Source organism: Sporomusa sp., assembly GCF_035561255.1.
Lineage (GTDB): Bacteria > Bacillota > Negativicutes > Sporomusales > Sporomusaceae > Sporomusa.
The window spans coordinates 1-11,258 of the sequence record NZ_DATMXX010000296.1 but is presented as its reverse complement, the minus strand read 5'-3'; the positions used below and the strand labels follow the sequence as shown (position 1 = coordinate 11,258).

Here is an 11,258-nt window from a genome sequence, read left to right as displayed (position 1 = left end):
AACAGGTGTAATACTGTATAGTTTAAAAATGAGCCTATTTAGATTAGTTTCTAAATAGGCTTTATTAAAGAGTAAAATTGAGTGAAAGGAGGCTGAAATCACTAAAGAGCGGTAAGGTGGAAATACAATATAATAAGGAGGCGGAATTTTATATGAGAATGAGATGGTTAGCCCTGGTCATGCTGGCGATTTTCGCAACAGTGCTTACTGGCTGTGGATCGTCTGGTGATGCCAATGTTATCAAGATTGGTAATGCCGTAGCTTTAACCGGCGACAATTCTACCTGGGGACAAGCTGAGAAAAATGCCCTGGAGATGGAAATTGAAAAGATTAATGCCAAAGGCGGCGTATTAGGCAAAAAACTGCAACTGGTTGCTTATGATACCCGGGCAGATGCCACTGAAGGTGTAAATGTAACCAAAAGATTAATCAGTGATAAGGTTGTGGGAATTATCGGACCTGGGCAAAGTGGTGTCGCTATTGCCATGAGCTCGGTGGTCGAACCTGCCAAAGTACCTTTTATTGCTACCTCGGCTACCAACCCTAAAGTAACCGTTGATGACAAGACGAACAAAGTTCGCAAATATGCGTTCCGTACTTGTTTCATTGACCCGTTTCAGGGAACAGTGGCCGCCCAGTTTGCTGCCAAAGAACTGAAAGCTACGACAGCAGCAATTGCTTATGATGTCGGATCTGATTATTCGGCCTGGCTGGGTAAATATTTTACTGCGGAATTTGAGAAGCAAGGCGGAAAAATCGTCGCCAATGAGGCTTTCCGCTCAGGCGAACTTGATTATCGTGCTATTTTAGGTAAAATCAAAGGAACAAACCCTGAAGTTATTTTTATTCCTACTATGCAGAAAGAGGCGGCACTTGTGATGAAACAGGCGGCTGACCTTGGCATTAAAACAAAGTTTGTTGGTGGTGATGGTTGGGGCAGTCCGGACTTAATTACCCTGGGCGGCTCGGCGGTAGAAGGTTCTTACTTCGTAAACCTGGCCAGCATGGACGATCCTGACATTCAAAACTTTATTAAAGAATACCAGGCAAAATATAAGGCAGACCCGATTATGCCCAACCCGGTTATGGCGATTGATGCCTTGTATGCCTTAATTGATGCTATGAACAAATCGAATAGTACTGATCCGGCAAAAATAGCCGAGCAATTGGAGAAAACCAAAGATCTCCCGGTGCTTAGCGGTAAGCTGACAATTGATCCGAATACTCATGATCCGTTAAATAAGCCGGCCATCATTCAGGAAGTTAAGGATGGCAAATTTATCTTCAAATCCAAATTTGTCACCCAATAACTTTGCGTGCAGGACGGCGCGGGATTTCACATCCTCCGCCGTCCTAAATACTTAAGGAGATGGCGCACAATGTTAATTCAAACACTGGTTACAGGTCTCGCTATCGGTGGTATATACGCACTCATGGCAGTTGGCTACTCCCTGGTATTCAGCATCCTGAACTTCAGTAACTTTGCTTATGGTTCTATCATCATGCTTGGGGCGTATATTGGCTATTATCTTTTAATGGAGATGGGTATGCCCGTATATCTGGCTATTTTTGGTTCAATTGCCGGCGCGGCATTTTTATGTTTATTGAATGAGCGGTTAGCCTATAGTACACTGCGAAAACGTAATGCACCCTCGCTCTATTTCATGATTAGTGCGATGGGAACCTCGATCTTTCTGGAAAACTTTGTTTATGCGACTATTGGCTCAAGATTCTATGCATTTCCCGAAGTTCTTACGCAGCAGAATATTAGTTATGGCGGGGTATCTATCGGGATGCTGGACGTATTTGCCATTGTCTTTTCTTTTGCTGCCATCTATGCACTGCACTACTTTTTACAAAATAGCAGAACAGGTATCGCGATCAGGGCAGCCTCGTATGACATGCAGGTCAGTCAGTTAAACGGCGTCAATATTACAAGAACGATTGGCTGGGTATTTCTTCTGGCCGGGGCGCTGGCTGGTATTTCAGGCATGTTTTTGGGTATGAAATATATGGTCTATCCCACTATGGGCTGGATTACCAATAAAGCCTATATCGCCGCCGTCATTGGCGGGTTGGGCAGCTTACCAGGGGCGGTGGTCGGCGGACTGCTGCTGGGCGTCCTGGAAACCTTTGTATCGGCCTATGTGTCTTCTGTTGTGCGTGATGTGTTCAGCTTTTCTTTGCTGGTCATTCTGCTATTGGTGTTACCCACTGGTCTTTTCGGGAAATTTCTTGAGGAAAAGGTGTAACAGACTATGGCAGAATATATTAGCGGGGTCATAACTTTTAGTTTGATTTATGTCATTGCCACCGTTGGTCTGGCCATCTTTACCGGCTTTACCGGCTTATTTTCATTAGGTCATGCCGCTTTTTTTGCTGTTGGTGCATACACGGCAAGCATCCTTACCTATTTTTATGATGTGAATTATTATCTGGCACTGGCGGCCGGTACGGCCATGGCTGCAGTGGTTGGTACAATCATTGGTTATCCTACGCTGCGGGCTAAGCTGCGCAGTGATTACTTTGCGATTGCCACGCTGGGCTTTGGTGAAGCCATCAGGGTACTGCTGGAAAACCTGGAGATTACCCAAGGGGCGCGCGGACTCCCGGGCATTGCCAATGAAACAACCTTAACCGTGGTTGTTGTTGCTACCGTTCTCGTTATCTGGATTGCCCGGAATTTCGTTTACTCACGGTATGGGCGGGCTGCGATTGCTGTGCGGGAAGATTTCGTTGCTGCCGAGATGATGGGGATAAATCTATTTCAGGTGCGGATGCGCTCACTGATATTTAGCGCTATGACCGCAGGTTTAGCCGGGGGGTTATTTGCTCACTATGTTACTTTTATCCAGCCAGGCATGTTTACCTCTTATTTATCTACCCAATTGACAGCAAGTGTTGTTGCCGGCGGTATGGGCAGCATTACCGGGCCTGTTGTTGCAGCAGTCCTGTTTGTGGCCATCCCGGAAGCGCTCAGGGTGGCAAGTATGTGGCGGCTGGTGGCCTATGGCTTCCTGCTGGTGGCAATTATGGTGTTTAGGCCACAGGGACTGTTTGGTTATAAAGAGATCTCATTGAACAGTATTCGCCGCTTGTTTAGAAAAGAGGTGTCCTAATGAAGCTTCTAGAATTAAAGGGAGTAACCAAGGCTTTTGGCGGGATCATGGCCTGCCGGGATGTCAGTTTTGCCACTAAACAAGGACAAATCATGGGGCTTATCGGACCTAACGGTGCCGGTAAAACCACCATGTTCAATCTAATTACCGGCGTATATGCACCTACCAGCGGCAGTATCCTGTTTCAAGGGCAGGAGCTTGCCGGTATGGGGCCTGACGGTGTTGTAGCCCGGGGGATTGCGCGGACTTTTCAGAATATCCGCCTGTTTCGCAACCTGTCGGTGCTGGATAATGTCTGCATTGCCGTGGATAAGCATGCTGACTATTCATTTGCTGCTGCTTTGCTCCGACTGCCCAATATTTTAACCCGCGAAGCGGAAATCCGTAATAAAGCCATGGAGTATCTAACCGAAGTCGGTCTTGCAGATAAAGCTATGGTTCAGGCTGACAGCCTGCCTTATGGGCTGCAGCGTAAACTTGAGATTGCCCGGGCACTGGCCCTGCAGCCTAAACTGCTGCTGCTGGACGAACCGGCCGCCGGTATGAATCCGGAAGAGTCTCAGGATCTGGCCAAGCTGATCCGCCGGATTCACCAACAGCATAACCTGACCATATTACTGATAGAACACCATATGGATGTTATTATGGAGCTATGTGATACTATTTTTGTGCTTAATTTTGGCATAAAACTGGCAGAGGGGACAGCACAGGCAATTCAAAGCAATCCTGATGTGTTGCGGGCTTATCTCGGGGAGGGATATAAACGTGTTAGAGGTTAGCGGTCTAAATGTGAAGTACGGTCAAATCCATGCTCTCCGCGATGTAAATCTTACAGTCCCGGCCGGCCGGATAGTCGCTGTTATTGGCGCGAACGGTGCAGGCAAATCGACGCTGATGATGACCCTGGCCGGATTGCTCCAGCCTGCCAGCGGCACAATCGTTTATGAAGGCCGCCCTTTATCCAGCAAAGCATATGAGGTTGTGGGGCAAGGGGTGTGTCTTGTGCCGGAGAGACGCCGGTTATATGCCAATCTGACTGTCAAAGAGAATTTGCTGATGGGGGCTTTTCTGAGAAAAGACAAAGATGGCATCCAGGCAGATCTGGAAAAGATGTACCAGCTCTTCCCGATTATGAAAGAACGGCTCAAACAGTATGCCGGGACATTAAGCGGCGGTGAACAGCAGATGGTGGCGATCGCCAGAGGGCTGATGTCACGCCCCCGCTTACTGCTCTTAGATGAACCGTCGCTTGGACTGGCACCGCTGATGGTTGCAAATATGTTTGAGGTTATCCGCGGTATCCGGGCTCAGGGGACAACAATACTGCTGGCAGAGCAGAATGCGTTTGAGGCGCTGGAGATGGCCGATGAGGCTTTTGTCCTGGAAACAGGCCAGGTCATCCTGTCAGGGTCTGGTAAAGCCTTGATTGATGACCCACTTGTTCAAAAAGCATATTTAGGGATAACTCACTAAAGACTGGGGGAAGAAGCATGCATATAGATACCTTACTCATTCACGGTGACGAGGGAGACCGGACTACCGGAGCGGCCAGCACGCCGATATATCAGGCCTCAAGTTTTAGACAGCATACTGTCGGACAGGAGGGCGGCTATCAATATTCCCGGGGAAATAATCCGACCAGGCACGCACTGGAGAAGCAAATGGCGCTGCTGGAAGGCGGCTGCCGCGGGTTTGCTTTTGGTTCAGGTATGGCGGCAACTACCGCGGTTTTTAACTTATTCAAAACCGGTGATCATATTATTGCCAGCCGGAACCTGTATGGCGGTACTTCACGGGTACTTGACAAGATTTTTTGCCGCTTTGGGCTTGTTGTCACATATGTGGACTTTGGCAGCCTTACTGAGATTGCCGCCGCAATCACACCGGCTACTAAAGCCCTGGTCATAGAGACCCCGTCCAATCCGACCTGATGGTGACAGATATTAGCGGTGTAACTGCTTTGGCCCGGGAGCACGGTCTATTAACAATTGCTGACAATACCTTTATGTCACCTTACCTGCAACAGCCGCTAAACCTTGGGGTGGATGTAGTTGTCCATAGCGCCACTAAGTTTATTGGCGGCCATAGTGATGTGCTGGCCGGAGTTGTGGTGGTGAAAGATGCTAAACTGGCGGAAGAACTTCACTTTGTACAAAACTCCACCGGTGGTGTGTTAGGTCCATTTGATTCCTGGCTGCTGCTGCGCGGCTTAAAAACCCTGGGATTACGCATGGACAGGCAGTCCCATAATGCCGGGGTGCTGGCCTCCTGGCTGCGGGCCCGGCCTGAGGTTCAAAAAGTATACTATCTTGGCTTTGAAGATCATCCAGGCTATCAATTACACAAAAACCAGGCCCGCGGTACCGGAAATGTTGTTTCCTTTGATGTTGGTGATGGCGACCTGGCCCGCAGTATTTTGGGTAAGCTCAAATTCTGCATGTTAGCCGACAGCCTTGGCGGCGTCGAGTCGATGGTAAACCTGCCTGATGTCATGTCACACGGCTCGGTGCCAACAGAGCGGAAACTGCGCATGGGTATTACCCCCAGCCTGATCCGCCTGTCGGTAGGCATTGAAGACCCGGCTGATATTATCGCTGATTTTGAGCAGGCCATGAGCCGGTAATAGTAAAAACTGCCAGCAGGAGATCCAGGCTGGCAGTTTTTTTATTGTCTTTAAAAACTACCAGATTGCGGGTATAATAATAGCTATGTATTCCGCAATAAATGTATATATAATTTTTTAGTGAGGTTTCAAATGAGCAAAATAGTAGTACTAGCCGAAAAACCGTCTGTTGGGCGGGACTTAGCCCGGGTACTCCAGTGCAATATTAAGGGAAATGGCTATCTTGAAGGACCCAAATATATCGTTACCTGGGCTCTGGGACACTTGGTAACACTGGCCGACCCCGAAGCCTATGACGAAAAATATAAGGCCTGGCGGCTTGAGGACTTGCCCATGCTGCCCCCGGAACTGAAGCTTGTTGTGATTAAGCAAACAGGTAAACAGTTTAGTGCGGTTAAAGAACAACTGTCCCGCAAGGATGTAAGTGAGGTTGTTATTGCCACAGATGCCGGGCGTGAAGGCGAGCTTGTGGCCAGATGGATACTGGAGAAGGCCCATATTAATAAACCTGTTAAGCGCCTCTGGATTTCCTCAGTGACCGACAAAGCCATCAGGGATGGTTTCAGCAGTCTAAAACCAGGCAAAGAGTACGAGAACCTGTATGCATCTGCGGTGGCCCGGTCTGAGTCTGACTGGCTTGTTGGCATTAATGCTACCAGGGCCTTAACTACTAAGTATAATGCCCAGTTATCCTGTGGGCGTGTTCAAACCCCGACGCTGGCGATTATTGCCGGCAGAGAGGCAGAGATAAAAAACTTTCAGCCTCGTACCTATTATGGGATTACAGCGACTGCCGAGCGTCTGAAGCTGACCTGGCAGGAGGCTAAATCCAAAGAAAGCAGAACGTTTGAAAAAGTGGTCTGTGACAAAATCATTACCGCGATAACCGGGAAAAAGGCTGAGGTCATTGATGTACATAAGGTGAGCAAGAAAGCTTTTTCCCCAGCCTTGTATGATCTCACCGAGCTGCAGCGTGATGCTAATAAAATGTTTGGCTTTTCGGCCAAAGAAACACTGTCAATTATGCAGAAACTATATGAAACCCATAAAGCTTTGACCTATCCGCGTACTGACTCGCGTTATCTATCAACAGATATTGTTGAGACCCTGAAAGACCGGGTGAAAGCCTGTGATACAGGCCTGTACTCCAGGCAAATTCTTAAAATCCTAAAAGCTCCCATCAAGGCCGGCAGCCATTTTGTTGACAACGGCAGAGTGTCTGATCACCATGCGATAATCCCCACTGAACAAGCGGTTGTACTTAATTCACTCACAGACAAAGAAAAGAAAATTTATGAGCTAGTCGTCAGGCGCTTCCTGGCAGTGCTCTGTCCGCCTTTCGAATATGAAGAGACGACAGTCAAAGCGCAAATTGGTAATGAACTCTTTAGCGCGAAAGGCAAAACAGTAAGTGCGCTTGGCTGGCGAGAGCTTTATAACAATAATCTGGATGAGGAGGAAGCGGCTGATGACCATGCTGTGGAGCAAACGCTTCCCCACTTAAATAAAGGTGATATCTTACCGATAAACGCAATTGTATTGACTAAAGGTGAGACTAAGCCGCCGGCACTCTTTACCGAAGCCAGCCTTTTATCAGCAATGGAGAATCCGGCAAAATATATGTCAGGCGAAAGTCAGGCGCTTAAACAGATCATCGGGCAAACAGGCGGGTTGGGTACTGTAGCCACCAGGGCTGATATTATTGAAAAGCTCTTTAGCAGTTTTGTTATTGAAAAAAAGGGTAAAGATATCCTTATCACATCTAAAGGCAAGCAGCTGCTGGAACTGGCGCCTTCTGACCTGAAATCACCGGCATTAACGGCTGAATGGGAACAAAAGCTGAGCGCCATCGCCAAAGGGCAGCTAAAAAAGCAGGCATTTATTGCCGAAATAAAACAATATACACAAGTAATTATCAGAGAGATAAAAAATAGCCAGGAGCAGTTTAAGCACGACAATGTGACACGTACGCGCTGCCCGGAATGTGGTAAGTATCTGCTTGAGGTTAATGGTAAGAAAGGGAAGTCGCTGGTTTGTCAAGACCGGGAATGCGGCTACCGGAAAAACGTTGCCCAGGTAACAAACGCCAGATGTCCCAATTGTCACAAAAAACTTGAACTGCGGGGTGAGGGCGATGCCCGCGCCTTTGTTTGCGGATGCGGGTACAGGGAAAAACTTGCTGTCTTCACTGAACGGAAAAAGAAAGAGGGCGATACAAAGATTTCGAAGAAAGATGTGTCGCGTTATCTAAAAGAGCAGCAAGAGGATAAACCGATCAATAACGCATTGGCAGAAGCGCTGGCTAAGCTTAAGCTGCAGTAAATCCTGACAAATTCCTATTGGCCAAAGGTGGGTGGTTTTCTGAATAAAGAAATACTGATCATAAGGCTCAGCTCTATCGGTGATGTGATTCATTGTTCACCTGTGGCCGGGGCCCTTAAGGCCGCCTGGCCTGATTGTAAGATTACCTGGCTTGTTGGGGCGGTTTGTGCTGATCTTATAAAATATAATCCCTTTGTCGATGAGGTGATCATCTGGTCACGTGAACGCTTCGAAAAACACCTGCGTGCTTATGAGTTTAAACAGGCTTTGTCCCTGTGGCGCAGCTTGCAGGCTGAATTAGCGTCAAGAGAGTTTTATGCAGCACTGGATATTCATGGGCTTTTTCTTACCGGGATGATCGCCAAACAAGTTAAAACCGCCAGGCGTATCGGGATGAGTCATGCCAGAGAGTTAAACCCGCTGTTTATGACCGAGACTACCACGCCGCCTGGGCCGCATATTACAGAAAGATATCTTAGCGTCCTACAGGCTCTTGGTATTACTCCCGGTTATCAGAAAATGACGCTTGTTATCCCGGCGGCAGCTCAACAATTTGCTGATAACTATATAACCGGTTCAGGCATAACCCCTAAGGAACGGATCGCAGTCTTAGTTCCGGGAACAACGTGGCCGGCGAAGAACTGGCCGCCGGAGCTCTTTGCAAAAACAGCAGAGCTTTTAACCAATGATTTTAAAATTATCTTGTGCGGCGGTAACAGTGAACTGGAAATGGGGCGCGAGATTGAGGAAAAGGCGGGTGTGCCCATCATTAATGCTATTGGAAAAACGACTCTGTTAGAGATGGCAGGTATTTTGGCTAAGGCGGCTGTCGTTGTGGCAGGTGACACCGGACCGCTCTACATGGCCGCAGCCCTGGAAACCCCGACAGTTGCCCTATTTGGACCAACAAACCCTGAGACATATGCACCACCTGGTAATCGTAATGGAATAGTGGTTAATCAACAGCAATGTTCATTCTGCCACAAAACAAAATGCCAATACGGGACAAACGATTGCATGTACAGCATTACGCCGGCGGCAGTAGTGCAACAAGTGTATCAGTGTTGTCATGAATAGTACGATCACTTTATCAATCGAATAGCAGCTATAACCTAAAAATAATACAGCGGCGCTGACATCTTGGACAGCGCCGCTGTTATTATTTTTATTATGTTAGTGGCAAAGTAATCGTAAAAGTAGCTCCCGCCCCAGGGGAACTGCTGACCGTAATAGTACCGTGATGGCTTTCTACAATGAGTTTGGCAATCGATAACCCCAGACCCGTGCCGCCGTCAGAGCGAGCCGGATTAGCCTGGTAAAAGCGGTTGAAAATTTTTTCCAAATGCTCAGCAGCGATGCCTTCCCCTGTATCGCGTACCGTGAGGATAACAGAGTTTGTTGTACCCCTTAGTGATATAGTTATAGTACCGCCTGCAGGGGTATTGCGGATGGCATTGTCGGTTAAGATGCCGATTAACTGACATAACTTGCTTTCATCACCAAAATAGGTAATATTCTCTGTGTGAATGGTTAATTGGATATTTTTGAGCTCGGCGGAAGGAACAAAAGGAGCCCCTGCCTGACAAACGGCTTTGCCAAAATCAAAGCTGTTTTTTTGTAGAAGTTGTTGATGAGAGTCGGCACGCGCAAGAAATAAAAGAGAATCAACTAATTTAGTCATGCAAGAAACCTCGGTCTGGATGTTTTCAAGCCAATGCTCATGATCTCTAACAGTATCCTCCGGGGCTGAACGAACGACCTCCAGATTGGTTTGGATAACGGCTAAGGGTGTTCTAAGTTCATGCGAAGCATCGGCCAAAAATTCCTTTTGCTGTCGCCAGGCCTGCTGAATGGGGATCATGGCTCTGTTGGCCATATACCGACTGCCGAAAAATGATAGAAATATACAAATCAGACCTATTAAAATTAGTGCAGTGATGACAATCCGCAAAGTATTTTTTTCACGGGAAAAATCCTGAAAAAGAAGATAGTAGTCGGTTTGATCGGGAATATTCGCTTTTAAGTAATTGTAGTCAATCTGAGCGAAGGAAATGGTACCTTGCTCAGCGGCTAGAGCGAGCGTTTTTTCTAATAAAAGGACTAACTCCTCTGATGATAAGGACAGATTGGATGAATGGGCCACTATCTCGCCAAGTTCATTAAGCCGGACAAAAAAAACAGATGGGCCGGGACCAAAACCTGGGCCAAGGCCTGGACCAGGACCTGGCCCGGGTCTTGGTTCCTGATTAGGACCAGAGTCTGGATCAAGCCGCATGCGTTGTCCTTGGTTAGGACGCGGCGGTAAGTCGTCAAGCTTACCGCTGACTAGGTCAGCAGCCACTCTTTTTAATAAGAATGCAGCCCCTGTCGTTAGTCGATCCTGAGCAAATAAGTAACTGCCAACTGTCAGGATCAGGAATAAGAGGGCCATGATCCCCATATTTACCAGGGTTAATTGAAGGCGTAATTTACGAAACATGACCTTCACTCCTTAAATAATAGCCAATTCCCCTCACTGTTTTTATGAACGACGTATTAAGCTTCCGGCGCAGATAATGGATATAAAGGTCCACATTGGCAATATCAATAGTAGTCTGAAAGCCCCAAACCTTTTCCCAGATGCGTTCTTTGCTGATAACAAGTCCGTAGTTACGCATTAATAACTCCAGTAGTAAGGCTTCTTTGGTTGTTAGTTTAATAACCTCATTATCTTTAGTTACCTCACAGCGTAGCGGGTCTAATATCCAACCGGCAGCTTCCAGTTTCTCGCTGGTTAAAAGTTTGGTTTGCCTGCGGGCGAGGGCCCGCAACCGCGCCATCAATTCATCAGACGAAAAAGGTTTAACTAAATAATCGTCAGCACCGGCATCTAAGCCTTCTACTCTGTCTTTAGTAGAGTCTTTTGCCGTTAAAAAAATTACTGGGGTGTCAAAACCCAGTCCACGAAATTCTTTTAAAACTGAAACCCCGTCGCGAATAGGCAGCATCCAGTCTAGAATGAGGATATCATAGATGCCGGTAGCCGCCATATCTAAGCCGGTTTCACCGTCTAAGGCAGTATCAACAGCGTAGCCGTTTTTTCTAAGAATATGAGATAACGCGTCAGAAAGCCGCCGCTCATCTTCAATTAACAGTAGTTTCACAATGTGGCTCCTTTTTAAGACAATGCACACATAAGCACATAATATTAGTTG

At 47.3% G+C, this 11,258-nt stretch carries 9 protein-coding genes and 1 pseudogene; 8 read left to right on the top strand and 2 right to left on the bottom strand.

Annotated elements, in window-relative coordinates:
• Positions 1 to 152: 152 nt before the first annotated feature.
• The 8 genes and pseudogenes from VN379_RS16015 (at position 153) to VN379_RS15980 (ending at position 9,141) form a co-directional block, all read left to right on the top strand.
• The gene (locus VN379_RS16015) at positions 153 to 1,310 is read left to right on the top strand and encodes an ABC transporter substrate-binding protein (protein WP_325535638.1); all 1,158 of its coding nucleotides are present in this window, start codon (positions 153 to 155) and stop codon (positions 1,308 to 1,310) included.
• 69 nt (positions 1,311 to 1,379) lie between these two features.
• Positions 1,380 to 2,252 carry a branched-chain amino acid ABC transporter permease gene (locus VN379_RS16010; RefSeq protein ID WP_325535636.1) on the top strand — a complete coding sequence of 291 codons (873 nt, stop codon included), beginning with the start codon at positions 1,380 to 1,382 and terminating at the stop codon, positions 2,250 to 2,252.
• A gap of 6 nt (positions 2,253 to 2,258) precedes the next feature.
• Positions 2,259 to 3,119 (top strand): branched-chain amino acid ABC transporter permease, encoded by an 861-nt coding sequence (locus VN379_RS16005; protein ID WP_325535634.1) that lies wholly within the window; start codon positions 2,259 to 2,261, stop codon positions 3,117 to 3,119.
• A complete protein-coding gene (locus tag VN379_RS16000) occupies positions 3,119 to 3,898 on the top strand; it encodes an ABC transporter ATP-binding protein (protein ID WP_325535632.1) in 780 nt (259 codons plus the stop codon). Before VN379_RS16005 ends, VN379_RS16000 begins: the two co-directional genes overlap by 1 nt.
• Positions 3,849 to 4,592 (top strand): ABC transporter ATP-binding protein, encoded by a 744-nt coding sequence (locus tag VN379_RS15995; protein WP_422663627.1) that lies wholly within the window; start codon positions 3,849 to 3,851, stop codon positions 4,590 to 4,592. Before VN379_RS16000 ends, VN379_RS15995 begins: the two co-directional genes overlap by 50 nt.
• Before the next feature lie 17 nt (positions 4,593 to 4,609).
• Positions 4,610 to 5,742, top strand: a pseudogene (locus tag VN379_RS15990) (trans-sulfuration enzyme family protein).
• 132 nt (positions 5,743 to 5,874) lie between these two features.
• Entirely contained in the window at positions 5,875 to 8,064 is a 2,190-nt protein-coding gene (locus VN379_RS15985; protein WP_325535628.1) for a DNA topoisomerase III, read from the top strand.
• An 84-nt stretch (positions 8,065 to 8,148) separates the two neighbouring features.
• The gene (locus VN379_RS15980; RefSeq protein WP_325535626.1) at positions 8,149 to 9,141 is read left to right on the top strand and encodes a glycosyltransferase family 9 protein; all 993 of its coding nucleotides are present in this window, start codon (positions 8,149 to 8,151) and stop codon (positions 9,139 to 9,141) included.
• Between the two features lie 91 nt (positions 9,142 to 9,232).
• On the opposite strand, the gene VN379_RS15975 is transcribed toward VN379_RS15980, so the two are convergent.
• Both VN379_RS15975 and VN379_RS15970 read right to left on the bottom strand, forming a co-directional pair.
• Complete coding sequence (locus tag VN379_RS15975) at positions 9,233 to 10,543, bottom strand: sensor histidine kinase (RefSeq protein ID WP_325535624.1); 1,311 nt, start codon at positions 10,541 to 10,543, stop codon at positions 9,233 to 9,235.
• The gene (locus VN379_RS15970) at positions 10,533 to 11,207 is read right to left on the bottom strand and encodes a response regulator transcription factor (protein ID WP_325535622.1); all 675 of its coding nucleotides are present in this window, start codon (positions 11,205 to 11,207) and stop codon (positions 10,533 to 10,535) included. The genes VN379_RS15975 and VN379_RS15970 overlap by 11 nt, the downstream gene beginning before the upstream one ends.
• Between the last annotated feature and the right edge of the window lie 51 nt (positions 11,208 to 11,258).

What these genes read in the sequence shown, in the direction of transcription:
- VN379_RS16015 (WP_325535638.1), top strand. Translation starts at nt 153, where the DNA reads ATGAGAATGAGATGGTTAGCCCTGGTCATGCTGGCGATTTTCGCAACA.
- VN379_RS16010 (WP_325535636.1), top strand. Translation starts at nt 1,380, where the DNA reads ATGTTAATTCAAACACTGGTTACAGGTCTCGCTATCGGTGGTATATAC.
- VN379_RS16005 (WP_325535634.1), top strand. Translation starts at nt 2,259, where the DNA reads ATGGCAGAATATATTAGCGGGGTCATAACTTTTAGTTTGATTTATGTC.
- VN379_RS16000 (WP_325535632.1), top strand. Translation starts at nt 3,119, where the DNA reads ATGAAGCTTCTAGAATTAAAGGGAGTAACCAAGGCTTTTGGCGGGATC.
- VN379_RS15995 (WP_422663627.1), top strand. Translation starts at nt 3,849, where the DNA reads ATGTGTTGCGGGCTTATCTCGGGGAGGGATATAAACGTGTTAGAGGTT.
- VN379_RS15985 (WP_325535628.1), top strand. Translation starts at nt 5,875, where the DNA reads ATGAGCAAAATAGTAGTACTAGCCGAAAAACCGTCTGTTGGGCGGGAC.
- VN379_RS15975 (WP_325535624.1), bottom strand. Translation starts at nt 10,543, where the DNA reads ATGTTTCGTAAATTACGCCTTCAATTAACCCTGGTAAATATGGGGATC.